The sequence below is a fragment of the Microbispora bryophytorum genome, assembly GCF_006874465.1.
Classification (GTDB): Bacteria; Actinomycetota; Actinomycetes; order Streptosporangiales; family Streptosporangiaceae; genus Microbispora; species Microbispora bryophytorum.
This window is the reverse complement of sequence record NZ_VIRL01000002.1, coordinates 406,607-432,601: the sequence shown is the minus strand read 5'-3', so window position 1 is coordinate 432,601 and position 25,995 is coordinate 406,607. Positions and strand designations below refer to the sequence as shown.

The following is a 25,995-nucleotide window of genomic DNA, read 5'->3' as shown; positions in this document are numbered from 1 at the left end:
GGCTACTCCCAGGCCGGGCCGGCGGCGGGCGCGTCCTCACGCAGCACCGTGCCCTCGATCAGCCCGTACGGCCGGTCGGCGGCGAAGAAGACCTCACCGTCGTTGTCCAGCCCGAAGGGCGCGAGGTCCACCAGGAAGTGGTGCTTGTTCGGCAGCGACAGCCGCACCTCGCAGACCCCCGGGCACTCGGCCAGCACCCGCGTGCCCATGGCGTACAGGGTCTGCTGCAGGGACAGGCTGTAGGTGTCGGCGAAGGCGGCGAGCAGGGCGCCCCGCGCGTTCTCGTAGGTCTTGTCCCAGTCCTGGGGGGCCTCCGCGTGCCGCCACGCCGCGTCCACAGCGGTGGCGAGGACGCGGTCGCGGGTCTCCGGCAGCGTCGTGTACTCGTCCTTGGCGAAGCCCCAGAACTCGGAGTTGGTCGTGTTGAGCACGACGAGGTCGCGCAGCCCGGACACCACCCACGACCGCGTCCCGTCGTGGTGGGCCACGCAGGTGCGCACCTCCCGGCCCGAGCGGACGAACGAGTGCCCGAACGCGCCGTTGCGCTCCCAGGCGTGTTCATCGACGGCGACCCTCGCGTGGTGGATCGCGGGCCGGGAGTCCGCGAAATGGCGCGCCAGCAGCAGCGCGAAGTCCTCGATCGCCCCGACGCCGTGCTTCTTGGCGAACGCGAAGACCGTGTTCTTCTGCGTGTCGGTGGGCAGGACGGCGGAATTGTCCCCGCTCAGGTGCACCTCGGCCATGTCGCCCGACAGCGACGTGCTGACCGTGAGGTCCTTGATCCGGTGGGCGTCGCCGTGCCGGGTCACCCGCACGACCCTCGTCTCGGCCTTGCCGTACCTGTTCGGCCCCAGAACGGCCACGTCAGCTCCCCCGGTAGGTCGAGTAGGCGAACGGGCTCAGCAGCAGCGGCACGTGGTGGTGCTCGCCGGCCTCCCGGATGACGAACACGACGCTCACCTCGGGGAAGAACGCCTCGTCCCCCAGGTAGGCGCCGGTGTCGAACACGAGCCGGTAGGTCCCCGGGCGCGGATCCTCGGCCGGGTTCCACTCCCGGCCCAGCGGCGTCCACTCCCGGATGCGACCGTCGCCGTCGGTGCGGCCGTCGGCGACCGGCACGAACCCGTGCGCGGCGCGCCGCGACAGCCGTACGAACAGGTCCTTGGCCGGGTGCCCGGCGGCGGTGTCGAGCACGTGCGTCGAGAGGCTCACCGGCCCTCCCAGAGCTTGCCCAGCCGTACCGCGACGATCTTCGACAGTTCGTCCCTGACGACCTCGCGCTCGGTCTCCTCGTCGTTGCCGAGCCGGTCGCGCAGCAGCGCCAGCAGCTCGCCGGCCTCCCGGCCCGTCGCGCAGACCAGGTAGACGTGACCGAACCGGCTCTCGTAGGCGGCGTTGCCCTCGCGCAGCGCGCCGAGCGTCTCCCGGCCGGCGTCCGCGGTCCCGGACTGCTCGGACCGCGACCACGCGGCCTCGCGTCCCGCGCCGTCGGGCCGCTCGCCGATCCTCGGGTGCGCCGCCAGCGCCTCCAGCACGTCGTCCCAGGTCAGCGCCGCGACAGCCGTCTCGCTCGCGCGGCGGAGCCCGTCGAGATCGCGGAACGGCCCGCGCGCGGCGACCGCCTCCAGCCATCTGGCGGAGGCGCAGCAGGACCGCAGGTCCTCCGGGCCGAGTTCGCGCATGCCCGTCAGTCAACCGCCGGGCCCGGCGCGATTCCAGCGGCGCGAAGTCCGAACCGGACGCCCCGCTCCGACGGTCTCTTTGTACGTTGTGACAAAGGGACTGTGACAAAGGGACTGTGGTGCAAGAGGCCGTGGCGGAAGAGGCCACACGGGGCCGCGGCAGAAGGCGCCGTGGCGAAGAGGGCTGCGGCGAAGGGAGCTGCGGCAGAACGGGGCGGCACCAGCCTGCGCCAATGTCCTGTGCCAATACTCTGGGGGCATCATGACTCCTTCCACTCTCATCGGCGGGCACGTCTTCGTCGCCGGCGGCCTCGCCAAGGGCGGGCTGAAGTACGCGGCCGACATCGGCGCGGAGATGATCCAGGTCTTCGTCACCAACCCGCGGGGCTGGGCGCTCAGCGAGGGGAACCCCGCCGAGGACGCCAAGCTCCGCGAGTCGGGCGTGCCGGTCTTCCTGCACGCCGCCTATCTCGTGAACTTCGGGTCGCCGACGCCGGAGACCCTGGAGAACTCGATCGCGGTGGTCCGCCACACCCTGCGCAGGGGCGCCGAGACCGGCGCGCTCGGCGTGGTCGTCCACACCGGCTCGGCCGTGAGCCAGTCGCGCGAGGCCGCGATGCGCCAGATCCACGAGCACCTGCTGCCGGTGCTGGACGAGCTTCCCGACGACGGCCCGGACCTGCTGCTCGAACCGATGGCGGGCCAGGGCCAGATGCTCTGCGCGACCGTGCAGGACCTCGGTCCCTATCTGGAGGCCCTCGGCCACCACCCCAAGGTGGGCGTGTGCCTCGACACCTGCCATGCCTTCGCGGCGGGGCACGACCTGGCCGCGCCGGGCGGGGTGAAGGAGACGATGGACGCGCTGAACGACGTCGCTCCGGGCCGGCTCAAGCTGATCCACGCCAACGACTCGAAGGACCTCTGCGGCTCGAAGCGGGACCGGCACGAGAACATCGGGGCCGGGCACATCGGCGCCCAGGCGTTCGGCGAGCTGATGCGTCACCCCACGGCCGCCGGGGTGCCCCTCTGCATCGAGACGCCCGGCAAGGTGGAGAAGCACCGCGAGGACATCGAGCTGCTCAAGAAGCTGCGCGGCGCCTGACCTGCGCGTGCCCTGCGCGTGCCCTGCGCGTGCCCTGCGCGTGCGTGCCCGGGGCCGCCGGTCACCGCCCGCCGCGGCGGGTCTGCCGGCCGCGTTCAGGAGTGGCGGCCCTCGCGGGGAAAGCGAGGATGGGGCGTTCGCGGCGATCCGGCGCCCCCGTATGGCCGGATCGCCGCGCACCCCCCGATACGCGTAGGCGGGGCCCTTCCCCCCCGAGTAGGGCCCCGCTTAGTAGCCACTCGGTGACAACCTGCTCACTTTGTGATTACCCCGCGTGTCTTGCGACGTGCGAAAGACTACGAGGTGTAATCGGGCGGGTGGATGGCCGTTCGGACGAGTGGTCTCTAGTTAGCGCCATGCGGCCCGCTCCCGCACGACGAGCGGGCTCCAGGAGACGACGAGCGGTAGATCGGGGCGCGCGAAGCCGCCCCGGCCCAGCCGTACGCCCCGGCGACGTGTGCACGGCTCAGCCACCGAGGCGGCGGTAGCGGCGGGCCGACAGCGGCAGGAAGACGAGCGTGATCAGCAGCGGCCAGCCGATCGCCAGCGCGAGGGCGTGCTCGGCGGCCCAGGAATCGCCCCGCCATCCGGGGTTGCCGAACAGCATCCGGCACGAGGCGACCGTCGCCGACAGCGGGTTCCACTCCGCGATCGTCCCGAGCCAGCCCGGCAGGAGCGCCGGGGACACGAAGGTGTCGGCCCCGGCCACGACCGCGCGGCCGGAGGACGGCCGCGCCGGCGTGGTCAGCACGTGGACGGCAGTGGTCTTGCCCGCGCCGTTCGGACCGAGAAGCGCGCACACGCTCCCCCCGGCGACCCGCAGGCACGGTGACCCGTGCCTTCGAGAGCGGCATGGCCGTGTCCCCGGCTCGCCACTGAGGCGCCGTACGTGCGAAGTGAACGCGTGGAGGCTCAGGGGCGGAACTGGCGGACGAGCTGCTCGCGCACCTGCCGGGTGTGCCGCCTGCTCACCGGCAGCGTCTCGCCTCCCACCTGCAGGACCACCCGCCCGGCGTCGAAGCGCAGCTCGCTCACGTGCCGGGCGTTGACGAGGGTGCTGCGGTGGGCCCGGACGAACCCGGCGCCCGCCCAGCGGCGTTCCAGCGCCGCGAGGGACATCCGCACGAGGTAGATGGCGTCGCCCGTGTGCAGGCGTACGTAGTCGCCGTGGGCTTCGGCGTAGCACACGTCCTGCCGGGCCACGAACTTCGTGCGGCCCCCGAGCTCGACCGGGATCATCTCCAGGTCCTCCTCTGTGCCCGGAGGCGCGACGGCGGCCGAGAGCCGGCGTACGGCCTCCGCCAGGCGTTCCGGGCGTACGGGCTTGAGCAGGTAGTCGACGGCCTCCAGCTCGAACGCCTGGACGGCGCAGTCGTGGGCGCTGACGAAGACCAGGCGGGGAGGCGCGGGGAAACCGCCGATGAGCCGGGCCAGGTCGAGGCCGTCGAGGCCCGGCATGCGCACGTCCAGGAAGACGCCGTCGAGGCGCTCCCCGTCGGCGATCATCTGGACCATGTCGTGCAGCGCGGCGCCGCCGTCGGTCGCCGTGCTCACGTGCTCCACCCGGGCGTCCTGCCGGAGCAGGAAGGCGAGCTCGGACAGGGCGGGGACCTCGTCGTCCACCGCGAGCACACGCAGCATGGCGTCCACCGTGCCGGGTGTCCTGCCTTCCGCGCAAGGGGTAACCGAGCGGTAGGTAACATTCCCGATACTCTCCGCCACCATGCGGTAAGCGCCGAGGCAAGCTTCGGGCCAAGTCTGGGTAGACCTATTCGTCCATAGCCGCCTAAATGGCATTTCATCCGCTACGACTACTTACGGTTGACAAGGAGACCAGGCCGACCGAGGAACTTTGATGAGCATCAGACCGGCCATGTTCCTTCCCTTCTCCCACTCCATCCAGGCGCGCGTGACGCTGGCCGTGGCGGCGGTGTCCGTGCTCGTCGCCGCCGTGATCGCGGCCGGCCTGTGCCTGCTGCTGCGGCACCGGATCGAGAGCGAGATCTTCAAGGAGACGCGTCACGTCGCCACCGAGTGGATGGGCCTGATGGAACGTGGAGAGGTTCCGCCGCCGACGCCGACGGCGCGGGTCCCGCTCGTCCAGCTCGTCGACTCGCGGGGCCGAGTGGTGAAGGCCGGGCCCATGGCCGGCGATCGGCCGCTGAGCACGGTCAGGCCGACAGAGGAAGAGCGCTTCCGGGACGTGACCGAGTGCCCCGAGAACGATCAGTGCGTCATGCTCACCGCCAGCCGGGTCTCGCCGTTGCGGTCCTGGGAGCTCTGGCAGGGCGAGCCCCACTTCGTCTACGCCGGCACGGACCAGCCGCCCACCCTGCGCGGGCAGCGGCTGGAGCTCCTCGTCGGCGCCGCCGCGGCGCTGCTGGCGGTCCTGTGGACGTTGACGACCTGGCGGTCGACGGGCCGCGTCCTGCTCCCCATCAACGCGATCCGGCAGCGGGTGTCCGAGATCACCGCCAACGACCTGTCCCTGCGGGTGCCGCAGCCGCCCGGCCGGGACGAGGTCGCCCAGCTCGCCCGCGCCGCGAACCAGACGCTCAGCCGGCTGGAGTGCGCGGTCAGACGGCAGCGGGAGTTCGCCGCCATCGTGTCCCACGAGCTCAAGTCCCCGCTCACCGGCCTGCGCACCAGGCTGGAGGAGGCGCTGCTCTACCCGGAGATCGACGCGCGGGAGGCGATCGCCAGGGCGCTGCCCGCCGCCGACCGCATGCAGCTGATCATCGACGAGCTGCTCGCCTTCGCCCGGCTCCGCAACACGCCGTGCTCGTCCGAGCCCGTCGACCTCGGGGAGCTCGTGCGCGCAGAGGCCGCGGCGCGCACCACGGACGTGCCGGTGCGCGCCAGGACCGAGCCGGACGTCCGGGTCCTCGGCAACCGCGTGCAACTGGCCAGCATCGTGACGAACCTGCTGGTGAACGCGCAGCGCCACGCCAACGGTCAGGTGGACGTGAGCGCCGAGCGCGCCGGAGCCCAGGCGCTGGTGGTCGTGCTGGACGACGGCGACGGCGTCGACGAGGTGGACAGGGAGCGCATCTTCGAACCCTTCACCCGTCTGGAGGCGGGGCGGCGCCTCGATCCCACCGGCAGCGGCCTCGGCCTGGCCCTGTGCCGGGCGATCGCGGTGGCGCACCAGGGGAGCCTGTGCGTCGAGGACTCCCCACGCGGTGCCCGGTTCGTCCTCCGGCTCCCGCTCCTGACCAACTAAGCGCCCGGCCCGGCCGTCTCGTGGGCGCGGTGATCCGCTAATGAGCCGGGACGGCCCGGGGGCGGCTCTTGGGGATGCGCAGCCGGATGCGGGTCCCCTTGCCCGGCGCCGTCTCGACCATGAGCCCGTAGTCCGGGCCGTAGAGGTGGCGCATGCGCAGATCCACGTTGCTCAGCCCGATCCCGCTGCTCTCCTCGGCGAGCGCGGCCCGCAGATGCTCGGGGTCCATGCCGACGCCGTCGTCCTCGACCCAGATGTGCGCCTCCGGCCCGGCGTCCCTGATCACGACCCGGACCTCCCCCGGCATGCCGTGCTTGATGGCGTTCTCGACGAGGGGTTGCAGGCACAGGAAGGGCACGTCGACCCGCAGCACCTCGGGCGCGACCTGGACGGTGAAGCGCAGCCGGTCGCCGAACCTCGCCTGCTCCAGCAGCAGGTAGCGGTCGACGCAGCTCAGCTCGTCGGCGAGCGAGGTGAAGTCGGCCGCCCGGCGCAGCGCGTACCGGATGAAGTCGGCGAAGTCGAGCAGCAGCTCGCGGGCGCGCTCGGGATCGGTCCGGACGAACGAGGCGATCGTGGTGAGCGAGTTGTACACGAAGTGGGGCGAGATCTGTGCCCGCAGCGCCCGCGCCTCCGCCTCCAGGGTCCGCCTGCGGGAGGCGTCGAGCTCGGCGAGTTCGAGCTGGCCGGACATCCAGCGGCCCACCTCGGCCGCCGTGCGCGTCAGGGCGACGCCGATCTGCGCGTCGTACGCCGCGAGCGCGCCGACCGCCCGCCCCTCCACCGTCAGGGGGACGACCACCCCGTACCGGTCACCGCCCGCGGCGCGGGCGCGGCGTGGCCTGCCGCACTCCATGGCCGCGCGCACCTCGGCGAGGACCACCTCGTCCGCCGGCACACCTGTGCCGTCCCTGGCCAGGACACGGTCGCTCGTGGCGACCACCAGGCCGGCGGTGCCGAGCAACGTCCGCAGGTGCCGGGCGGCGCGGCGGGCGGAGCCGCCGGTGAGCCCCGCGCGCAGCGAGCGTGCCGCCAGCCCGGCGACACGCAGGGCGAGGAACGTCGACTCTCCCGGCGGTTCGCCGGGGGCCGGCCCGCGGCAGGCGAGGGCGCGACCCAGTGCGCCGCCGCAGACCCCGCAGAGCGCGCACAGCGTGACCCAGACGGCTGAAGACACGCCGGACACCGTAGCCGCTCGGCGGCCTCAGGGAGGGCCGTCGCCCGGGTCCTCCTGATATGAGTAGCGCTGCTCCTTCCAGGGATCGGCCACGTTGTGGTACCCGCGGTCCTCCCAGAAGCCGCGCCGGTCCTCGGTCAGGTACTCGACCGCACGCACCCACTTCACGCTCTTCCAGGCGTACAGGTGCGGCACCACGATCCGTACGGGATGGCCGCCCTCGGGCGACAGCGGGTTCTCGCCGAGATGCGTGGCGAACAGCGTGGCCGGGCGATCGAAGTCGGACATGCGCATGTTCGCGCTGTAGCCGTACTCGGCCCAGACCATGACGTGGCGCACGCCCGGCGCCGGGGGGACGCGGTCGAGCAGCACCGACGGGGACACGCCACCCCACTCGTTGCCCATGAGGGAGAACTTGGTGACGCAGTGGAAGTCCGCGACGACCGTCGTCCTGGGCAGCGCGGAGAACTCCTCCCACGAGAACTCGTGGACCCGGCCCGAGGCCGTCGCGCCGAACACCTGGAAACGCCATGTCCCAGGACGGAACGCCGGGACCCGCCCGTAGTGGACGACAGGCCGTCCGCGTGGGACGTACTGGCCCGGGGGCAGGCGCGTCTCCTCCTCAGGATTCTCCGGCACGCAGGCCATCCTGCCATCCGCCGCGAGGACGACCGCACCGGCCCCCTGACGCGGAGTGCGGCATGATCAAGAAAGCATGCGCTATATTGCGTCACATGCGCACCGCTTGGTCGTTTTGGTATGGCGACGGACCCGTGAGGACCGATCGCCTCCATGCGCTGCGCTGACAGCCACGGCGAACGAAGGCCCCGGGTCCACAGGACCCGGGGCCTTCGTCGTTTCCGACCCGCACCGTTCACCGCGACAGGAGTCACCATGGTCATCGTCATGACCCCCGAAGCCACCCAGGACGACATCGAGGCGATCACCGACCTCGTCGCCGCGGCCGGAGGGGAGGCGTTCGCGAGCCGCGGCGTGAACCGCACGATCGTCGGCCTCGTCGGCGACGTCGAGCAGTTCGCCACGCTGAACCTGCGCGCCATGCCGGGCGTCGCGGACGTCGTGCGGGTCTCCACGCCGTACAAGCTCGTGAGCAGGGAGAACCATCCGCAACGCTCCACGGTGACCGTGCGCGGCGTGCCGATCGGGCCGGACACCGTCACCCTCATCGCGGGCCCGTGCGCGGTCGAGACGCCGGAGCAGACGCTGGAGGCCGCGCTGATGGCCAAGGCGGCGGGCGCGACGCTGCTGCGCGGCGGCGCCTACAAGCCGCGCACCTCGCCGTACGCCTTCCAGGGACTGGGCGAGAAGGGCCTGCGGATCCTGGCCGACGTACGCGAGCAGACCGGGCTGCCGATCGTCACCGAGGTCGTGGACGCCCACGACGTGGCGCTCGTCGCGTCGTACGCCGACATGCTGCAGGTCGGCACCCGCAACGCGGGGAACTTCGCGCTGCTGCAGGCCGTGGGCGCGGCGGGCAAGCCGGTCATGCTGAAGCGGGGCATGACGGCGACCATCGAGGAGTGGCTGATGGCGGCCGAGTACGTCGCCCAGCGCGGCAACCTCGACATCGTGCTGTGCGAGCGGGGAATCCGCACCTACGAGCCCGCCACCCGCAACACCCTCGACATCTCGGCGGTCCCGGTCGTGCAGCGGCTGTCGCACCTGCCGGTGATCGTGGACCCGTCACACTCCGGCGGCCGGCGCGACCTCGTGCTGCCGCTGTCGCGGGCCGCCGTCGCGGTCGGGGCCGACGGCCTGATCGTCGACGTCCACCCCCACCCCGAGCAGGCCCTGTGCGACGGCCCGCAGGCCCTGGTGAACGGGGACCTGGACGACCTCGCGACGGTCATGCGCGACTTCCCCCCGCTGCTGGGCCGGACGGCGGCCGTCACGCCCACCGGGGTCGCGGCGCCCGCCCTCGCCTGACCCGCGCGACTCGAAACCACCGGCCCCCGGGCGACGCCCGGGGGCCGGCACCGGCTCAGACGTCGAGCTTGTACGGCTGGATGGAGTCGGCCAGCTGGGCGGCGAGATCCTCCGCGTCGAGGCGCCGCTCGATCTGCTGGAGGTCCTCGATCTTCGCTCGGGTCTCGGCCTGCCGGGGCGCGAGCAGCGTGCAGCAGTCCTCGTCCGGCAGCTCGGAGATCTCCAGCGTTCCGATCCGGCGGGCCTCGGCCATGATCTCGGTCTTGTCCAGGCCGATCAGCGGGCGCAGGATCGGCAGGTCCACGGCGTGGTCCTGGGCCGTGATGTTGGCCAGGGTCTGCGAGGAGACCTGGCCGAGGCTGTCACCGGTGACCAGCGCCTCGGCGTGGATGCGGTGGGCGACCTCCTCGGCCGTCTTGAGCATCAGCCGCCGCTGCGCGATCACCGCGAGCCGGTCCTGGCCGGAGTTCTTGATCGACTGCTGCGCCTTGCCGAACGGCACCACCCACAGCCGCGACTTGCCCTGGAACTTGTCCAGGTTGCGCACCAGCGCGTACGCCTTATAGATCGACTCCGACGTGGTGAACGGGATGCCGGAGAAGTGCAGGAAGTCGACCCGCAGGCCGCGGCGCATCATGCGGTAGGCGGCGACCGGGGAGTCGATGCCGCCGGACAGCAGCGCCAGCGCCCGGCCGCTGGAGCCGACCGGCAGGCCGCCCTGGCCCGGGCGGCCCTCGGTGAACAGGAACGCCTCGTCCCTGTCCACCTCGATGTGCACGGTCAGTTCCGGCTTGCTCAGGTCGACCGGCAGCCCGTAGGTGTCGTTGATCGCCCCGCCGACGATGCGGTCCAGCTCGTTGGAGCGCAGCGGGAAGCGCTTGTCGCGACGCCGCGCCCGTACGGCGAAGCGCGCCTTGCGGGCCACCTCGTCGCTGTCCCTGATCAGCTCGATGGCGGCCTTGGTGATCGTGTCCAGGTCCTTCGGCACCCGCCACGCGAGATGGACCAGCACGATCCCGGGCACGTCGGCGACGCGGGCCGCCACCGCCTCGGCCTCCTCCACCTCGGTTCCCGAGGGCAGGAACAGGGCGATCACCCCGTGCCGCTGGCGGATGTCGACCCGGTGATCCTTGAGAGCGTGCTTGATGTTCGCCCGCAGGCGCATCTCGAAGATCTCGCGGTTCCGGCCCTTGAGAACCACCTCGCCTAATTTGAGCAGCACCGAGGGCTCTCCGAGGGCGGTCATGGTCATATGTGGAAACCTCCGGACGGACATGGACGGCCGTCACGCCGGGGAAAGGGCGCGGCCAGGGGACATACGCCAAGGACAACGCGTCACAGCGATGCGGGCTTCCCCACTGTAATGCCGTCGCCGCGACAGAGACGATTACCGTCTAGTCGAGTTCGGCCAGGCCCTTGTCTATCGCGTAGCGGACCAGCTCGACCCGGTTGTGGAGCTGGAGCTTGCTCAGCGTGTTCTGCACGTGGTTCTGCACGGTGCGATGCGACAGCACCAGACGTTCGGCGATCTGCCGGTACGTCAGGCCCTTGGCGACCATGCGCAGCACCTCGGTCTCCCGGTCGGTCAGCCGGGGGCCGTCCTGCGCGGCGTCCGGGCCCGGGCCGGCAGGCCGGTGGGCCAGCCTGCGGTACTCCCCCAGCACCAGCCCGGCCAGGCCGGGGGTGAAGACGGCGTCGCCCTCGGCGGTGCGCCGGACCGCGTCGAGGAACTCCTCCCGGCTCGCCGATTTCACGAGATATCCAGAGGCGCCCGCCTTGACCGCCTCCAGCACGTCCGCCTCCTCGGCACTGGCCGACAGGACCAGCACGCGCGGCGGCGCCGCGGACGCGCCCAGCCCCCGGGCCACCTCCACGCCCGGCAGGTCCGGCAGCCGCAGGTCGAGCACGACCACGCCCGGCCGCACCGCCGCCGCGACGCGCAGCGCCTGGCGGCCCTCTCCGGTGGCGGCGACGACGTCGTATCCGGCCTCGGTCAGGTCCCGGGCGACCCCCTCCCGCCACATCGGGTGGTCGTCCACCACCATGACCCGCACCCGCGGGCGTTCACGGCCGTCTGCCGCCCCCGCGACCTCGGCCATCGCGTCTACCGCCCCCGCGTCCTCGGCCCGCGCATCCTCAGCCCGCGCATCCTCGGGCTCTGTGCCCGCGGCCCGGCGCGCGGCATCATCCGCGCGCAGCCGTCCGTCTCCGCTCACGACCGCCTCTCGCTTCCTTCGTCCGCCCGCACCGGGACCGACAGCTCGATCTCCGTTCCCGTCCGCGACGAGGTGATCGCCACCGTGCCGCCGAGGTCGGTCACGCGGCCCCGGATCGAGCGGGCCACGCCCATGCGCCCCTCGCGGGCCGCCTGCTCCAGCCGGCCCTCGGCGATGCCCGGCCCGTCGTCGCGCACGGTGACGACCACCGCGCCGCCGTCCTCCTCCGCGAGTATCCACGCGCGGGCGCCGTCGGGACAGTGCCGCACGACGTTGTCGAGGGCCGCGCCGACGGCCGCCGCCACCTCCCGCGCGCTCTCGGCAGGCAACGACAGCGGTGTCGCGGGCGCGGACACGGTCACCCGGGAGGTGCCGTACGGCCGCAGCAGGTCACGCAGATCGACCTCGGGCTCCGCAGGGCCGGTTCTCGTGAGGCCCGTTTCTGGACATCCAGCGCCGTCGAGGTGACGGCGAGGCCGCGCCGGCGACCTGAGCCGGCCGCGAAGGCCCGGCGGTGGCGCAGGGTCCGGCGCCTCAGCCACCGGCGGGGCCTGCACCAGCGCCCGCAGCGCCGCCTCCTGCTCCCCCGCGAGCCTGCCCAGCTCGGCCGCCTCGCCGCCGATCTCCGCGCCCCTGCGCTGCACCAGGGCCAGCACCTGAAGCACCGAGTCGTGGATGCCCCGGGCCAGCCGCTCCCGCTCGCGGCCCGCCGCCTCGATCCGCGCGGCGCGCCGCATGCGCTCCTCGGCCTCCCGCGCGAGCCGGGCGACGTGCCCGACGACGACTCCGGCCATGAACATGAGAACGGCGCCGTTCACCGGGATCGAGGCGAGGTCGACCCCGTGGCCGCTGCGCAGCCACAGGTCGGCCGCCGACATGATCGCGGCGGCGACGGCGCCGGCCCGGCGTCCCCGCGCCACGCCGTACGCCAGGACAGGCCCGGCCACCCAGGTCGCCGTGATCGGCAGCGCACCGTCCAGGATGTCGCCGCTACTTTGCGCGTACGGCGTGGCCAGCAGGCATCCCGCCGTGACGACGAGATCGGCGGCCAGCAGCGGCCCACGCCGCGCGGCGGGAGGCGGGACGAGCATGACGACCGTCCAGACGGCCATCACCCCGACGACGGCCCAGGCCGCGGCGGGACGGGCGTAGCCGCCGGCCCTGAGCACGAGCAGCGCGGCGTACGCGAGCGACGCCACGCGGAAGACCCCGATCGCCCGCCAGAACGGTCCCTCGATGCCCATCGCGGCGCCCTCTCCTGATCGCGAGCCGGGAGGGCCGGGCCCTCCGCTCACATGATCGGGCAATCGCCACGCTTTCGCGCGTGCATCCGGCGCCCTTCGGGGCCCCGCATGCGTACGGCTCCCGCGGGGCGACGCGGGAGCCGTACAGGATCGTGCCCGGGCCGCGGTGACGGGCCCGTGACCGATCAGCCGAAGAAGACCTCGGCCTCCTCGTAGCGGGAGGGCGGCACGGTCTTGAGCTCGGCGGTCGCGTCGGCGAGGCCGACGCGGACGATGTCGGTGCCGCGCAGCGCGATCATCTTGCCGAAGTCGCCCTCGTGCGCCGCGTCGATCGCGCCGAGACCGAAGCGGGTCGCGAGCACGCGGTCGTAGGCGGTCGGGGTGCCGCCGCGCTGGATGTGGCCGAGGACCGTGGTGCGGGCCTCCTTGCCGGTGCGCTTCTCGATCTCCTTGGCGAGGAGCTCGCCGATGCCGCCGAGACGCACGTGGCCGAACGCGTCCAGCTCGCCCGCCTGCAGCGCCATCTGGCCCTCAAGCGGGTGGGCGCCCTCGGCGACGACGATGATCGGCGCGTAGCGGGTCTTGAACCGCGACTCGACGTAGGCGCAGACCTTCTCGATGTCGAAGGGCTTTTCCGGGATCAGGATGACGTTGGCGCCGGCGGCCATGCCCGCGTGCAGCGCGATCCAGCCCGCGTGACGGCCCATGACCTCGCAGATCAGCGCGCGGTGGTGCGACTCCGCGGTGGTGTGCAGCCGGTCGATGGCCTCCATCGCGATGTTGACCGCGGTGTCGAAGCCGAAGGTGTAGTCGGTGGCGTTGAGGTCGTTGTCGATCGTCTTGGGCACGCCGACGACCTTCACGCCGCGGTCGAACAGCTGCTTGGCCACGCCCAGCGTGTCCTCACCGCCGATGGCGATGAGCGCGTCGACGCCCTGCGCCGCGAGATTCTCCTTGATCCGCTCGACACCGCCCTCGATCTTGATCGGGTTCGTGCGGGAGGAGCCGAGGATCGTGCCGCCACGCGGCAGGATGCCACGGACGGCCTGGATGTCGAGCGGCATGGTGTCGCCCTCCAGAGGGCCACGCCAGCCGTCCCGGAACCCGACGAACTCGTGCCCGTACACGCCGACGCCCTTGCGGACGACGCCGCGGATCACCGCGTTCAGCCCGGGGCAGTCGCCGCCGCCGGTCAGGACTCCAATACGCATGACGGGTTCTTCCTCCATCTGGGATTACGCGCGGAATGGCGCGGCCGGCCCGACGCGGACCCCGGCGCTCCACCGCACCGATTCCGCCCGAGCCTATCTCAATGGTCTAGACCAAAAGGAGAGGCTACGCCACCCGGCCGACCAGACCAACTCAGTCTCGCACGGCGAGACCGCCCGCGTCGCGAGACAGGCGTCTTCCCAACGGCCCTCCGTGGTTCTATGTTTGACTCCGTCAATCATTTCCTTGAGTTAGGCAAAGGAAAATGGACATCGTTTCGGAAGTCCGGGCCTTCAACCGCTTCTACACGTCCGTCATCGGCGTGCTCGGAGCGGGAATGCACGACACCCCCTACTCCCTGACCGAGGCGCGAGTGCTGTTCGAACTCGGCACCACGGAGGCGGCGGACGCCGCCAGCGTCAGGGCCGTGCTCGGTCTCGACCCCGGCTACCTGAGCAGGATTCTCGCCAGGTTCGAGACCGACGGGCTCGTGTCCCGGGAGCGCTCGGCCGAGGACGCCCGCCGCCAGGTCGTACGGCTCACCCCCAAGGGCCGCGACACCTTCGCCGTGCTCGACCGGCGCTCGGCCGGCGAGATCGAGACCCTGCTGTCGAAGCTGACCGATCCCGAACGCCGCCGGCTCGTCTCCGCGATGGGCGCCGTGCGGAGCCTGCTGCAGCCCGTCGAGCGGCACGAGCCGTACGTGATCAGGCCCCCGCGGGCGGGCGACCTCGGCTGGGTGGTGCACCGGCACGGGGTCGTCTACAGCGAGGAGTACGGCTGGGGCGCCGCGTTCGAGGCCCTGGTCGCACGGATCGTCGCCGACTACGTCGAGAACCACGACCCCAGCGGGGAGGCATGCTGGATCGCCGAGGTGCGCGGCGAGCCGGTGGGGTGCGTCTTCTGCGTGCGCAAGGACGACACGACGGCCCAGCTCCGCCTGCTGCTGGTCGAGTCGTCCGCGCGCGGCAGGGGCATCGGCGGGCGGCTGGTCGAGGAGTGCCTGCGCTTCGCCTCGGCGGCCGGCTACCGGCGGATCATGCTCTGGACCCGCGACTCGCTCGCGAGTGCCCGCCGGATCTACCAGGCGGCGGGGTTCGAACTGATGGAGCAGCACCCGGGCGAGGAGGCGGGCGTCCCCGTCAACGATCAGATATGGGCCAGGGACCTGTAACCTCCCAGGACCGTCCGGGCGGCCGTGATCCCCATGCCGGAATCGGTGGAGCGGAACCCGTGAGCGGCGGCCCGCTCCGTGTGCGTGGCCGTCGATCAGGCATGGCGGACGCGCCGCTCGTCACGGCCGGGGAGCCTCCCGGCGGTGCGGGCCGAGCTGCGACGAGCGACCGTTCCGGCGATGCGGAGCGACGGCCGGCCTGCCGGTTCAGGCCCGGACGAGATCGCGGAACGGCCCGCTGACCTCGACGGTCACGGCGGCCGGGACGGGCCGGGCATCCCGCGGTGGACGGCAGGAGAAGTAGAGCCTGTCGCCGGCCGGTGACATCGAGGAGCCCGCGACGGTCCAGCCGCCCGTGACGCGCAGGAACGGCACCGTCCGGTCCCCGCCGACGAGGGTGATCTCGCCGTCCGCACCGCCGCCCGGCCCCCCGCACGCATCGCCAGCCGCATCGCCGTCCGCACCGCCGGCCGTCCGATGCAACACCGTCAGGCGTTCGCGGGCGGCGTCGTACGCCCACACGCGGCCGTCGCCCTCGGTGACAAAGCAAACCAGGCCGCCGGAATAGCGACAGTCACCGCCGCCCGCGAACTTCCTGGCACCCTTCACCTGCTCACGCAGGGGAACATGGTCGCGAAGAGCCGGGATCGGCACCCGTTCCCAGGCCACGGACTCCTCGCCGGGGTCGCCGGCCATCACCTCAAGAACGCCCGTCGTGAGATCGCCCCAGTCGTCCGGACGGAACCGGTACAGGCATCCGTCCGCCTCACCTTCGGTGAGGTAGACGACGCCCCGGTCGGGATCACAGGCCACGCCGCCGTGCGCGAACAGCCCCATCGCGAGCCGGGGCATGGGGGCGCGCAGGCCGTACGGGTCGCATTCGAAGACCCGGCCGTACGGCGTCCGCTCGCCCGACACCCAGGTGTGCCACGGTGTCGCGACGCCGGCCCCGCAGCGGTCGGCGCCGGACAGGATGCGATATCCGCTGCGCAGGGCCCCGTCCGGGGCGAACCGCAGCGCCGTCACGCCGCCCAGCAGCGGCAGCGCGCAGTTGGACACGTATATCCAGCCGTCCCCGTCCGGGAAGCATCCACCGCCGTCCGGCGCCGCGTGCCAGGCCACTCCCCCGGCCCGCTCTCCCGACCGCGCCACGATCCGGCCGGCGAAACCCTGCGGCAGGGCCCCCAGCACGTCCGCCGGGAACGGGCCGTCCGGATCCCCCTGCCCGTACGACTCGCTCCCGCCGCTCGGCTCGCATCGGCCGTCGGGCCGTGCGAACGTCGCGCGCCACAACGCCCCCGGCAGCGCCGAGAGCGCCGCCGATCGGATGGAGATACCCTGCACCGCCGGCCGCCTCCTTGACCTGCTCCCCGGACATGCCGGTCCGCCCACCGGCGGGCCGTTCGCTCGTTCCCGCGCCGCCGCCGCCGTGCCCGGACCGGATCGCTTTCGTGTCCCCCGGCGGTCCGCCGCACACATCGAGGCGACCAGTCGACCCGTCTCGTGTGAACGGCGGGACAAGCGCCGTGCCTCGCCGAGACGAACTTCTCGAAAACCATGGCGCCGCATGACGGAAGGCGATGTTGACAGTGTCAGTGTGACAGTGTCATCGTGGAGGCATGAGCGACACCTGGACGATCGGCGAGCTGGCGGAGCGGGCGGCAGACCTGCTCGGCCAGGAGCGGCACGTCCACGGGCAGGAGCCCAAGGACGATCGCGACGACGGTCCTGAGCCGGGCAGCGTCAAGGGCCAGGAGCCATGCGTCAGCGGCCCGGAGTCGCGCGCCAACGGCCCCCGGCAACAGGCCAACGGCCCCGAGCAACGCGTCGACGGCCCCCAGCAGCGCGCCAATGGCAGGGTCCGCGAGTTGCCGAACGAACGTCTCATCCGCTGGTACACGACGATCGGGCTGCTCGACCCGCCGCTGGGCCGGCGCGGCCGGGTGGCCCTCTACGGCCGCCGCCACCTGCTCCAGCTCGTGGCCGTCAAGCGCCGTCAGGCGGAGGGCCTGTCCATCGCCGCCATCCAGGCGGAGCTGACGGGCGCGACCGACGCCATGCTCCAGCGCGTTTCCGGGCTCTCCGGACTGCCACCCGAGTCGCCACCCGAGTCGGCGGCCGAGCCGGCGCTCCGGCCGCTCGTCCCGCCTTCTCCGCGCATCGCGGCGGCCCCGGCCACGGCGAGCGACACGAACCACCTTCCGGGCGCGCCGGACACCGTGGCACCTCCGGCGCCCGGTTGGCGCGACACGATGCCGGAAACCGGCACCGCATCCGCCATACCGGACGTGGCGCGGCCGGCGGCGCGCGACCGCTTCTGGGCACGCCCGGCCTCGACCGCCGCCACGGCGGACTCCGGCCACTTCGCGACCGCGAACAGCGACACCACGGACGGGGACATCGCGCGCAGGGAGACCGTGCCCGTGAACCCCGTGGCCGTGACCCCCGCGCCCTCGAACGCCGCGCCCGTGGCTCCCGTGCCAGTGAACCCCGTGCCCTCGAACGCCGCACCCGTCAACGCCTCGCTCCCGGACGTCGTGCACGGGGTACGGCTCGCGCCCGGGGTGACAGTCCTGCTCGATCCGGCCTACCGGTTTCCGGACGGTCACGAGGTGGCCGCGCTGCGCCGGGCCGCGGCGCCGCTCCTCACAGCCCTCGCCACGCTCGGTCTGACCGGGCCATTCGACGGCGCCCATGCCACTCACGACGCCGATGCCACTCACGACGTCCCGGCACTCGATCCACACGCTTCCGACACGCTGGAGAGATGACGCCATGACCGTTCCCATCACACCTCTGCGGCCGGAGGAGTGCCGGCCCGTGCCGGACGCCGGGCTCGGAGCGCTGGAGACCGAGAAGGGGAACCTCCCGCTGGAGAGCGTGGACGTCGCCGCCCACGTCACCGGACTGGTGGCAGGCGTCGAGGTCGTCCAGACCTTCCGCAATGCCTTCGACGTGTCGCTGGAGGCGACGTACGTCTTCCCGCTGCCGCCGCGGGCCGCGGTCACCGCCTTCCGGATGGAGGCGGACGACCGGGTGGTCGACGGCGTGCTCAAGGAGCGCGGGCAGGCACGGGCCGACTACGACCAGGCCCTCGCCGAAGGCAGGCGCGCGGCGATCGCCGAGGAGGACCGGCCCGATGTGTTCACGATCAGGGTCGGCAACGTCGTCCCCGGAGAGCGGGTGGTCATCCGCCTCACGCTGAGCCAGCCGCTTCCCTACGAGGACGGCGCGGCCGAGTTCCGCTTCCCGCTGGTCGTGGCGCCCCGCTACATTCCCGGCGCTCCGCTGCCCGGGCCTGCGGCCGGTGGCGGCGTGGCGCCCGACACCGACGCCGTGCCCGACGCCTCCCGGATCACGCCGCCCGTCCTGCTTCCCGGCTTCCCCTATCCCGTACGGCTGTCGCTCGCGACGACGATCGACCCCGCCGGGCTCGGTCTGCGGGAGGTCCGTTCGAGCCTGCACGAGGTCGGCCGGGAGGGCGACACGATCAGGCTGCGGCCCGGCGAGCGGCTCGACCGTGACTTCATCCTGCGCCTGGCGTTCGACGCATCCTCGTCGCTCGCGCTCGTCCCGGACGACGCCGCGGACACCGGTTCACCCGGAGCGGGCCCGGCCGACGGAAGCGGCCCTGCGGAGGGCAGGGCGAAGGACACGGCAGAGGGCACGGCAGAGGGCGTGGCGAAGGACGCGACGGGCTCCGAAGGAACCTTCGTGCTGACCCTGCTGCCGCCGCAGGAGGACGCCACCCGGACCGCGTCCCGTGACGTCGTCCTGCTGCTCGACCGCTCCGGCAGCATGACGGGCTGGAAGATGGTGGCCGCACGCCGCGCCGCCGCCCGGATCGTCGACACGCTGACCCGGCATGACCGGTTCGCCGTGCTCTCGTTCGATTCGGTGGTGGAGCGGGCCTTCTCGGGTGGCCTGGTGGACGCGAGCGACCGCAACCGATACCGCGCCGTCGAGCACCTGTCCCGGCTCGACGCCCGAGGGGGCACAGAGATGCTCGCCCCCCTGCAGGAGGCGCTGCGACTGCTCGACGGCCAGGACGCGCCCGCCCCGGGGGCGGCCACCGGCACGGACTCCGGCCGGTTCCGTGAGGACGACGACCGGCCCGGCGAATCCGGGCTGTCCCGCGAGCAGGCGCGGGATCGGGTGCTCGTCCTGGTGACCGACGGCCAGGTGGGCAACGAGGACGAGATCCTCGAACGCATCGGCGCCCGGCTGCACGGCATCCGGGTGCACACCGTGGGCATCGACAGGGCGGTGAACGCCGGGTTCCTCGGACGGCTGGCCCTGCTGGGCTCGGGCCGGTGCGAACTGGTCGAGTCGGAGGACCGGCTCGACGCGGCGATGGAGCACATTCACCGCCGCATCGGCTCGCCGCTGGTGACGGACGTCGCGCTCAAGGCCGAGGGCATGGACCTCGTGGCGGACACCGTCACGCATGCCGGTTCGCTCTACCCCGGCGTCCCTCTGGTCGTGAGCGGGCGTTACCGGGGACAACGCCCCGCCGGAGCCCTCACCGTGCAGGGCCGCACGGCCGACGGCCGCCCCTGGGAGGAGCGGATCGAGGGCCGTCCCGCCCACGGCCCGGCCGCCCGGGCCGTGTGGGCGCGGGCGCATCTGCGCGGTCTGGAGGACCGGTACGCCACGGGAGACCACTCCCTCGAACAGCGGATCGTCGACACCTCGCTGCGTTTCGGCGTGCTGTGCCGGTTCACCGCCTTCGTGGCCGTCGACACCCGCGTCACGGGTGAAGGCGGCCCGGCGCATCGGGTGATCCAGCCGGTCGAACCACCGAGCGGCTGGGAGATGCCGACCGCGATGCCGCTGATGGCGGCGGGCGCTCCGATGATGGCGAAGATGGCCACCTTCACCACGACCGGACCGCCTCCCGGCTCGGCGGCGGACCGGCCCGTCGCAGCGGCCCCGCCGCCCGGCGCACCCCCCGCCCCGCCTTTCGCCGCCGCGCCCGCACCGGCTCCCAGACGGGCCGCCCGCGGCTTCTCCATCGGCCGTTTCCTTCCCCATACCGGCGAGGGGACCGCACAGGTCACGGACTTCGACGGCATCCGGCCGCTGCTGGCCGAGGAGCTCACGAAGCTGGGTCAGGCGGAGTCGCTGCCCGAGCGGGAGCGGCGGCGCTATCTGGCGGATCTCGCCAGTCGCCTGCGGGTCGTCGACCAGATGGTGGGCGGCCACCCGGACCTCACCGTGCTCGCCGCCGACCTGGAGAGGGCCGAGTGGGCCGAGGTCTCACTCGACGAGCTCTGGCAGCGGACGACCGACCTGCTGACCACCCTCACCGGCGGCTCCGCATCCGCGGGCTCCACGTCTCCCGCGTCCCCGGGCTCCACGTCCCCGGGCTCCACGTCTCCCGCGTCCCCGAGCTCCACGTCCCCGGGCTCCGCGTCCGGCGCGGAGAAAGGCCGGCGTCCCTTCTGGAAGCGGTCGTGAGCCGGCACGCAAGAGGTCGCCACCGTGGCAGGCGGCAGGGCAGGCAGCACGCCCGTCAGCACGGCCGGGACACCGGCGGGCAGCACGGCCGGGACGCCGGCGGGGAAGCCGGGCCCGGCCGCACCGGTTCGGGTTTCGCCGTGGGCGAAGCCCCTACGAGGGTTCGGGTAGGCGAATGACATCGGACGGCGGGGTGGGTGCGGGACGCCGCGGCTCCCTCACCCCTCCCGTGTCGGGCCGATCGTCGCGTCCACCTGCGGGGACGGGAGACCGGCGGCGCAGCAACCGATTGATGAGCCCTTTCAGCCCCATGTGCCGCCAACGCATGGGATCCCCGATCGGTTCCTCTCCCGGAGAGTGCCTCGGCCTCACCCCGGGGAAGAGCCCGGGCCGCTCCGGCGATCGCGGCGTTCAGGGCGGCGTGCAGAGCGCCGTGGAGGGTGGCGGGCAAAGTGCCGTGAAGGGTGGCACCGGAGGCGCCCGGGCACTGGTCCCAGCACTGGTCCTACCGTCGGCGACGCCGCCACGCCCGTACCCCGCATGAGCACGTAGTGTTGCCCGATATGAACGCAATCGTCCTCGATGGCGGCCTCGCCACTCACTTGGAGACACTCGGCTGCGACCTGAGCGACGACCTGTGGTCGGCACGGCTGCTCACCGACGATCCCGGCGTCATCCGTCAGGCGCACCTCGACTACTTCAGGGCCGGGGCCGACGTCGCCACCACGGCGAGCTACCAGGCGAGCGTCCCCGGGTTCGTACGGCACGGCCTCACCTCTGAGGGGGCCCGCGACCTCATCCGGCTGTCGGTGACGCTCGCCGTACAGGCGAGGGACGAGGCCGGGCACGGGCTCGTCGCCGCGAGCGTCGGACCGTACGGCGCCTACCTGGCCAACGGCGCGGAGTACACCGGCGACTACGACCTCGACGAGGACGGCCTGACCGAGTGGCATCGGGAGCGGTTCGAGATCCTCGCCGACGCAGGGGCCGACCTGCTGGCGTGCGAGACGATCCCCTCGCACGCCGAGGCGCGGGCGCTCGCGCGGCTCCTGCGCGAGACGCCGTCCGTTCGGGCGTGGGTCACCTTCTCCTGCCGGGACGGCGAGCACGTCAGCGACGGGACGCCGTTCGAGGAGTGCGCGGCGGTCTTCGCGGACCTCCCCCAGGTGGTCGCCGTGGGAGTCAACTGCACCGCGCCGCGGTTCATCCCCGAGCTGATCAAGCACGGCGCCTCGATCGTCTACCCCAACTCGGGCGAGACCTGGGACGCCGCGAACCGGCGCTGGCTGGGTCTCGCCGATCCCGTCGAGTTCGGCAGGGCGGCGGCCGGGTGGGCCGCGCACGGCGCCCGTTACGTCGGCGGCTGCTGCCGCACCACCCCGGCACACATCCGCGAGATCCGCTCCCACCTCGCCTGAGCCCGCTCTGTGCGAGACCACTCGCCATGCCGGCGGCGAACCGCCCGCCCCGGGCCGTACGCCGCCGGCCAGGCGCGGGGTCAGCCCACGGCGGCCGGGCCCTCGGTGTTCCGCGAGGCGAGCGGGATCTCCTTGAGGAAGAAGGCCACGACCAGCGCGAGGGCGACGAAGGGCAGGCTGGCGAGGAACACGTCGTCGATCGCGTTGGTGAACGCGACCAGCACGTGATTCTTGACCGGCGGCGGCAGCTGCTGAATCGCCTGCACGTTGTTGGCGTCCACGCGCCCCGGCGGCATCCTGCCGCCGAACTCGGCGGTCAGATGATGGGCGAGCCGGTTGGTGAGGACCGCACCCATGATCGCCGTACCGATGGCGGCGCCCATCATGCGGAAGAACGTCGCCGAGCTCGTCGCCACGCCCATGTCGCTGCGCTCCACCGCGTTCTGGATCGCCGTGACGATCGTCTGCATGGTGAACCCGAGCCCGGCGCCGAAGAGGAAGGCGTAGACCGCCACCTGCAAGTACGGCGTGTCCACCTTGATCGTGGACAGCAGCCACATGGCCACCAGGAGGACCGCCCCGCCCAGGATCGGGAAGATCTTGTATCGGCCGGTCCGGCTCATGATCTGGCCGGAGGTGATCGACGTGGAGAAGATGCCGAGGACCGCCGGCAGCAGCGCCAGGCCCGACACGGTCGGCGACATGCCCTGGACCGCCTGGAGATAGACCGGCAGGAAGATCATGCCGCCGAACATCGCCAGGCCCGCGAGGAAGCTGAAGCCGTTGCCCACGCTGAAGATCTTGTTGCGGAACAACCGCATCGGCAGGATCGGCTCGGCCGCCCGCAGTTCGACGAACACGAACAGGGCCGCGAGCGCCACGAATCCGGTCAGCAGGGCCAGCGAGCCGGGAGCGGTCCAGCCCATCTCGCCGCCCGCCCAGTCGAGGTACAGCAGGAAGCACGACACCCCGGCCACGATCAGCGCCGCACCCAGGTAGTCGATGCGGTGACTGCGGCGGGTGAAGGGGATCCGCAGCGCCACCGAGGTCACGACGAGTGAGATCAGCCCGATCGGCAGGTTGATCCAGAAGATCCACCGCCAGCCGGGGCCGTCGGTGAAGAAGCCGCCCAGCAGCGGCCCGGCGACGCTGGAGGTGCCCCAGACGGCCCCGAAGTAGCCCTGGTACCGGCCGCGCTCGCGCGGCGGGATGACGTCACCGATGATGCTGAACGCCAGCGCCATCAGGCCGCCGCCGCCCAGGCCCTGGATCGCCCGGAACCCGATGAGCTGGCCGATGTTCTGGCTCAGCCCGGCCAGCACCGAGCCGAGCAGGAAGATGCCGATGGCGACCTGGAAGATCGTCCGCCTGCCGTACAGGTCGGAGATCTTGCCCCACAGCGGGGTCGCCGCGGTCGAGGTGAGCAGGTAGGCGGTGACCACCCACGACAGCTTGTCGAGGCCGCCGAGTTCGCTGACGATGCGCGGCAGGGCCGTGCCGACGATGCTCTGGTCGAGGGCGGCCAGCAGCATTCCGGCCGCCACGCCGGAGAGCACGACCAGGATCTGGCGGTGCGGCAGATACCCGGTGTCGGCCTGCTGCTCCTCCCGGACGCTCATGCGGGGCATCCACGAGCGGCGTGCCGGGCAGCGAGACCGCGAGCGGCGTCCCGGGATCCGGCTTCGCGAGCGGTGTCCCGAGCTGATTCCGCGGCCACGTGCCGGGCTGTGTCCCCGGCCGCATGGCGGCTTACAACCCCGGCCGCGTACCGGGTTGTGGCCCCGGCCCGGTGCCGGGCCACGGCCCCGCCGGACGCGGCGGACCTGCTCGCCGGAATCGTGGACGGGCCGCCCGGTCCGTCGTCCGCTCCGTTCCTCGCCGCGCCGGGCTGGGCCCATGCGCGGTGCCTGCGTGCTGGCATGCTCCTACGCCTTCCGATCCGAACGTGTCTGAACGTCCCAATGTGCGCGGCGAACACCGCCACGTTACCCGTCCGGTCCGGAAGTATTAGGAATTCTCGCGAGCTGCCCCGGTCGTTTCCGTCTTGGCCGCCGCGGCGTACTTGTCGACGTACTCCTGACCCGACAGCTCCATCAGCGCGTACATGATCTCGTCGGTGACCGCGCGCAGCACGAGGCGGTCGTTTTCCATGCCGTAATAGCGGGAGAAGTCGAGCGGCTTGCCGTACCGGACGCCGGGGCGGATGCCGAACTTGGGGAGCGGCCGGCCGGGGGGCATCATCTCGAACGTGTTGACCATGGCCCACGGGATCACCGGCGCCCGGGACTCCAGCGCGAGCCGGGCCACGCCCGTCTTGCCCTTGTAGAGGCGGCCGTCGGGCGACCGGGTGCCCTCGGGGTAGATGCCGAGGACCTGGTTCTCCCTGAGGATGCGCAGGCCGGTGCGGAGCGCCGCCTCGCTCGCCTTGCCGCCGGAACGGTCGATCGGGACGGTGCCGACGCCGGAGAAGAAAGCGCGGCTCACCATTCCTTTGAGCCCGCGGCCGGTGAAATACTCGGCCTTGCCTAGAGAAATCACCTTGCGCGGCAGGAATCCGGCCCCGAAGAAGTGGTCGGCGAACGACAGGTGGTTGCCGGCCAGGATGACCGGGCCCTCCTTCGGCACGTTCTCCAGCCCCTCGGCCCAGGGGCGGAACACGAAGCGGAGGATCGGCCAGATGATGGCCTTCACCACCCAATAAAACACGCGGGCACCCCCTCGGCTCGGATGTGCAGTCATCTTCGCACGCCCTGCCCTCTCGCACTAACGCTGACCAACGTGCGAGTATCGGGCGGAACACGCCGCCGTTTCACGGAGGTCACCCATGCCAGTGCTGCCCGGCGCGGAGCCGTATCACCACGACGGCGGCGACATCGGCGTCCTGCTCTGTCACGGGTTCACCGGCTCGCCGCAGTCGCTGCGGCCGTGGGGTGAACACCTGGCCGGGGCGGGGATGACGGTGTCCCTGCCGCGCCTGCCCGGACACGGAACGACGTGGCAGGAGATGAGCCGCACGCGGTGGGAGGACTGGTACGCCGAGCTGGACAAGGCGTTCGCCGACCTGCGCGGGCGGTGCGCGGAGGCGTTCGTGATGGGCCTGTCCCTCGGCGCCTGCATGGCGCTGCGCCTGGCGGAGGTCCACGGTGACGCCGTCTCGGGCGTCGTGGTGGTCAACCCGTCCGTGATCAACGACGTGCCGCTGCTGCACCTGGCCCCGGCGCTCAAGTACGTCGTACGCTCGACCCCGGGGGTGGCGGGCGACATCAAGAAGGAGGGCGTGAGCGAGCTGGGCTATCCGCGCACACCCGTCCGGGCCGCGTCCACGCTGCCCCGGTTGTGGAGGCTCGTCCAGTCCGACATCGCGAAGGTGACCCAGCCGGTGCTGGTGTTCCACAGCAGGAACGACCACGTGGTAAAGCCGGGGAGCGTCGCGTTCCTGCGGGCGAGAATGGGAAACAATCTGGAGGTCAGAGAGCTGGCGGACAGCTATCACGTCGCCACCCTCGACAACGACGCGCCTGTGATCTTCGAAGGGAGTCTGGAGTTCATCCGCTCCCACGCCTCGGTACCCTTGACGAAGGACTTGTGAGCCGGGATCGACGTGACGCCGCAAAGTGACGAGGACGAGGTCTGGCGCCAGATCGTCGCCTCGTTCAATGAGACAGCCGAGGACGCCTCGGCCGAACAACCATGGCCTGACCGGGAGAACGTCACCGAGGAGCCCGACGCGGGCGAGGACGACGGCGCCACCGGCGACGCGGCTCCCGGCGACGGGATCCGGGACGAGGACGGGACCGGCGACGGCACCGGCGAGATGCGGGCTTCCGCCCCGGCCGACGACCACTACATCCCGCCGGCCCCTCCGCCGCTTCCGCACGGCGACACCCTCAGCAGGCTCTCCTGGCTGGCGCTGTTCGGCGGCCCCGCCTACCTGCTCCTGGCCGCCCTGCTGCAGTGGCCCATGGACGGCTGGATCGTGTTCGCCGCGGTGGCGGCGTTCATCGCGGGGTTCGTGATCCTCGTCGTGCGCATGGGCGACGGTCCTCCTGCCGACTCCGGCTGGGACGACGGCGCGGTCGTCTGACCGCGGCACCTGTTCCCCGCCGGTCCGGGCCACGACCACGGCTGGTCACGGCCCGCCGG

General features: G+C 72.3%; 24 protein-coding genes. 9 read left to right on the top strand and 15 right to left on the bottom strand.

The features are described from left to right. Positions 1-2: 2 nt before the first annotated feature. The 3 genes from pucL to uraD are packed head-to-tail and all read right to left on the bottom strand — an operon-like array spanning position 3 to position 1,682. The gene (gene pucL / locus FLX07_RS06295; protein WP_142568480.1) at positions 3-863 is read right to left on the bottom strand and encodes a factor-independent urate hydroxylase; all 861 of its coding nucleotides are present in this window, start codon (positions 861-863) and stop codon (positions 3-5) included. 1 nt (position 864) lies between these two features. Next, the gene (gene uraH, locus FLX07_RS06290; RefSeq protein WP_142568479.1) at positions 865-1,212 is read right to left on the bottom strand and encodes a hydroxyisourate hydrolase; all 348 of its coding nucleotides are present in this window, start codon (positions 1,210-1,212) and stop codon (positions 865-867) included. After that, the gene (uraD, locus tag FLX07_RS06285; protein ID WP_142568478.1) at positions 1,209-1,682 is read right to left on the bottom strand and encodes a 2-oxo-4-hydroxy-4-carboxy-5-ureidoimidazoline decarboxylase; all 474 of its coding nucleotides are present in this window, start codon (positions 1,680-1,682) and stop codon (positions 1,209-1,211) included. Before uraD ends, uraH begins: the two co-directional genes overlap by 4 nt. Positions 1,683-1,944: 262 nt before the next feature. On the opposite strand from uraD, the gene FLX07_RS06280 reads away from it, so the two are divergent. Then, positions 1,945-2,784 (top strand): deoxyribonuclease IV, encoded by an 840-nt coding sequence (locus FLX07_RS06280; RefSeq protein WP_142568477.1) that lies wholly within the window; start codon positions 1,945-1,947, stop codon positions 2,782-2,784. A 348-nt stretch (positions 2,785-3,132) separates the two neighbouring features. Here the strand turns inward: FLX07_RS06280 and FLX07_RS38305 are convergent, their stop codons facing one another. From FLX07_RS38305 to FLX07_RS06270, 3 genes are all read right to left on the bottom strand, one after another. Next, complete coding sequence (locus FLX07_RS38305; RefSeq protein ID WP_263407582.1) at positions 3,133-3,258, bottom strand: hypothetical protein; 126 nt, start codon at positions 3,256-3,258, stop codon at positions 3,133-3,135. Continuing rightward, positions 3,251-3,607, bottom strand: a complete 357-nt coding sequence (locus FLX07_RS38300) for an ATP-binding cassette domain-containing protein (protein ID WP_189104956.1) — start codon at positions 3,605-3,607, stop codon at positions 3,251-3,253. Before FLX07_RS38300 ends, FLX07_RS38305 begins: the two co-directional genes overlap by 8 nt. An 89-nt stretch (positions 3,608-3,696) precedes the next feature. Beyond that, positions 3,697-4,425, bottom strand: coding sequence for a LytR/AlgR family response regulator transcription factor (locus FLX07_RS06270; RefSeq protein ID WP_142568476.1), 729 nt, complete (start codon positions 4,423-4,425; stop codon positions 3,697-3,699). A 214-nt stretch (positions 4,426-4,639) separates the two neighbouring features. Between FLX07_RS06270 and FLX07_RS06265 the strand changes: the two genes are divergently transcribed. Continuing rightward, positions 4,640-6,007: a sensor histidine kinase gene (locus tag FLX07_RS06265; RefSeq protein ID WP_142568475.1), complete on the top strand. Its 1,368-nt coding sequence runs from the start codon at positions 4,640-4,642 to the stop codon at positions 6,005-6,007. A 37-nt stretch (positions 6,008-6,044) separates the two neighbouring features. On the opposite strand, the gene FLX07_RS06260 is transcribed toward FLX07_RS06265, so the two are convergent. Next, entirely contained in the window at positions 6,045-7,184 is a 1,140-nt protein-coding gene (locus FLX07_RS06260) for a sensor histidine kinase (RefSeq protein WP_142568474.1), read from the bottom strand. Between the two features lie 27 nt (positions 7,185-7,211). Beyond that, positions 7,212-7,832, bottom strand: a complete 621-nt coding sequence (locus FLX07_RS06255) for a molybdopterin-dependent oxidoreductase (RefSeq protein ID WP_142568473.1) — start codon at positions 7,830-7,832, stop codon at positions 7,212-7,214. A 246-nt stretch (positions 7,833-8,078) separates the two neighbouring features. On the opposite strand from FLX07_RS06255, the gene aroF reads away from it, so the two are divergent. Then, complete coding sequence (aroF, locus tag FLX07_RS06250) at positions 8,079-9,131, top strand: 3-deoxy-7-phosphoheptulonate synthase (RefSeq protein ID WP_142568472.1); 1,053 nt, start codon at positions 8,079-8,081, stop codon at positions 9,129-9,131. A gap of 55 nt (positions 9,132-9,186) precedes the next feature. Here aroF and thiI read toward each other — a convergent pair whose 3' ends face one another. The 4 genes from thiI to FLX07_RS06230 all read right to left on the bottom strand — a co-directional run bounded on the left by thiI (position 9,187) and on the right by FLX07_RS06230 (position 13,802). Further along, a complete protein-coding gene (thiI, locus tag FLX07_RS06245; protein ID WP_142568471.1) occupies positions 9,187-10,383 on the bottom strand; it encodes a tRNA uracil 4-sulfurtransferase ThiI in 1,197 nt (398 codons plus the stop codon). Between the two features lie 142 nt (positions 10,384-10,525). Further along, positions 10,526-11,230 (bottom strand): response regulator, encoded by a 705-nt coding sequence (locus FLX07_RS06240; RefSeq protein ID WP_142568931.1) that lies wholly within the window; start codon positions 11,228-11,230, stop codon positions 10,526-10,528. Between the two features lie 113 nt (positions 11,231-11,343). After that, on the bottom strand, positions 11,344-12,591 hold the full coding sequence (macS, locus tag FLX07_RS06235) for a MacS family sensor histidine kinase (protein ID WP_142568470.1): 1,248 nt from the start codon (positions 12,589-12,591) through the stop codon (positions 11,344-11,346). Positions 12,592-12,776: 185 nt separating this feature from the next. Beyond that, positions 12,777-13,802: a 6-phosphofructokinase gene (locus FLX07_RS06230; protein ID WP_142568469.1), complete on the bottom strand. Its 1,026-nt coding sequence runs from the start codon at positions 13,800-13,802 to the stop codon at positions 12,777-12,779. A gap of 263 nt (positions 13,803-14,065) precedes the next feature. Here FLX07_RS06230 and FLX07_RS06225 point away from each other — a divergent pair, with 263 nt between their 5' ends. Continuing rightward, complete coding sequence (locus tag FLX07_RS06225) at positions 14,066-14,974, top strand: bifunctional helix-turn-helix transcriptional regulator/GNAT family N-acetyltransferase (RefSeq protein WP_142568468.1); 909 nt, start codon at positions 14,066-14,068, stop codon at positions 14,972-14,974. A gap of 207 nt (positions 14,975-15,181) precedes the next feature. Here FLX07_RS06225 and FLX07_RS06220 read toward each other — a convergent pair whose 3' ends face one another. After that, a complete protein-coding gene (locus FLX07_RS06220) occupies positions 15,182-16,318 on the bottom strand; it encodes an alkaline phosphatase PhoX (RefSeq protein ID WP_229689637.1) in 1,137 nt (378 codons plus the stop codon). Between the two features lie 275 nt (positions 16,319-16,593). Here FLX07_RS06220 and FLX07_RS37515 point away from each other — a divergent pair, with 275 nt between their 5' ends. From FLX07_RS37515 to mmuM, 3 genes are all read left to right on the top strand, one after another. Then, the gene (locus FLX07_RS37515) at positions 16,594-17,745 is read left to right on the top strand and encodes a MerR family transcriptional regulator (RefSeq protein WP_223852714.1); all 1,152 of its coding nucleotides are present in this window, start codon (positions 16,594-16,596) and stop codon (positions 17,743-17,745) included. Between the two features lie 4 nt (positions 17,746-17,749). Beyond that, positions 17,750-20,434, top strand: coding sequence for a VIT domain-containing protein (locus FLX07_RS06210; RefSeq protein ID WP_142568466.1), 2,685 nt, complete (start codon positions 17,750-17,752; stop codon positions 20,432-20,434). A gap of 563 nt (positions 20,435-20,997) precedes the next feature. After that, complete coding sequence (gene mmuM, locus FLX07_RS06205; RefSeq protein WP_142568465.1) at positions 20,998-21,852, top strand: homocysteine S-methyltransferase; 855 nt, start codon at positions 20,998-21,000, stop codon at positions 21,850-21,852. Between the two features lie 80 nt (positions 21,853-21,932). On the opposite strand, the gene FLX07_RS06200 is transcribed toward mmuM, so the two are convergent. Both FLX07_RS06200 and FLX07_RS06195 read right to left on the bottom strand, forming a co-directional pair. Next, positions 21,933-23,471, bottom strand: coding sequence for an MDR family MFS transporter (locus FLX07_RS06200; protein WP_223852715.1), 1,539 nt, complete (start codon positions 23,469-23,471; stop codon positions 21,933-21,935). Positions 23,472-23,859: 388 nt separating this feature from the next. After that, entirely contained in the window at positions 23,860-24,558 is a 699-nt protein-coding gene (locus FLX07_RS06195; RefSeq protein WP_142568463.1) for a lysophospholipid acyltransferase family protein, read from the bottom strand. A 118-nt stretch (positions 24,559-24,676) separates the two neighbouring features. Between FLX07_RS06195 and FLX07_RS06190 the strand changes: the two genes are divergently transcribed. Both FLX07_RS06190 and FLX07_RS06185 read left to right on the top strand, forming a co-directional pair. After that, on the top strand, positions 24,677-25,441 hold the full coding sequence (locus FLX07_RS06190) for an alpha/beta hydrolase (protein WP_142568462.1): 765 nt from the start codon (positions 24,677-24,679) through the stop codon (positions 25,439-25,441). A gap of 12 nt (positions 25,442-25,453) precedes the next feature. After that, entirely contained in the window at positions 25,454-25,936 is a 483-nt protein-coding gene (locus FLX07_RS06185; protein ID WP_142568461.1) for a hypothetical protein, read from the top strand. Positions 25,937-25,995: the final 59 nt, after the last annotated feature.

Coding starts and splice junctions, on each gene's coding strand:
- thiI (WP_142568471.1), bottom strand. CDS start 10,383: ATGACCATGACCGCCCTCGGAGAGCCCTCGGTGCTGCTCAAATTAGGC.
- mmuM (WP_142568465.1), top strand. CDS start 20,998: ATGAACGCAATCGTCCTCGATGGCGGCCTCGCCACTCACTTGGAGACA.
- FLX07_RS06190 (WP_142568462.1), top strand. CDS start 24,677: ATGCCAGTGCTGCCCGGCGCGGAGCCGTATCACCACGACGGCGGCGAC.
- FLX07_RS06225 (WP_142568468.1), top strand. CDS start 14,066: ATGGACATCGTTTCGGAAGTCCGGGCCTTCAACCGCTTCTACACGTCC.
- FLX07_RS06230 (WP_142568469.1), bottom strand. CDS start 13,802: ATGCGTATTGGAGTCCTGACCGGCGGCGGCGACTGCCCCGGGCTGAAC.
- FLX07_RS06280 (WP_142568477.1), top strand. CDS start 1,945: ATGACTCCTTCCACTCTCATCGGCGGGCACGTCTTCGTCGCCGGCGGC.
- FLX07_RS06255 (WP_142568473.1), bottom strand. CDS start 7,832: ATGGCCTGCGTGCCGGAGAATCCTGAGGAGGAGACGCGCCTGCCCCCG.
- macS (WP_142568470.1), bottom strand. CDS start 12,591: ATGGGCATCGAGGGACCGTTCTGGCGGGCGATCGGGGTCTTCCGCGTG.
- FLX07_RS06200 (WP_223852715.1), bottom strand. CDS start 23,471: ATGAGCGTCCGGGAGGAGCAGCAGGCCGACACCGGGTATCTGCCGCAC.
- uraD (WP_142568478.1), bottom strand. CDS start 1,682: ATGCGCGAACTCGGCCCGGAGGACCTGCGGTCCTGCTGCGCCTCCGCC.
- FLX07_RS06210 (WP_142568466.1), top strand. CDS start 17,750: ATGACCGTTCCCATCACACCTCTGCGGCCGGAGGAGTGCCGGCCCGTG.
- FLX07_RS06265 (WP_142568475.1), top strand. CDS start 4,640: ATGAGCATCAGACCGGCCATGTTCCTTCCCTTCTCCCACTCCATCCAG.
- FLX07_RS06240 (WP_142568931.1), bottom strand. CDS start 11,230: ATGGCCGAGGTCGCGGGGGCGGCAGACGGCCGTGAACGCCCGCGGGTG.
- FLX07_RS37515 (WP_223852714.1), top strand. CDS start 16,594: ATGAGCGACACCTGGACGATCGGCGAGCTGGCGGAGCGGGCGGCAGAC.
- FLX07_RS06270 (WP_142568476.1), bottom strand. CDS start 4,425: ATGCTGCGTGTGCTCGCGGTGGACGACGAGGTCCCCGCCCTGTCCGAG.
- aroF (WP_142568472.1), top strand. CDS start 8,079: ATGGTCATCGTCATGACCCCCGAAGCCACCCAGGACGACATCGAGGCG.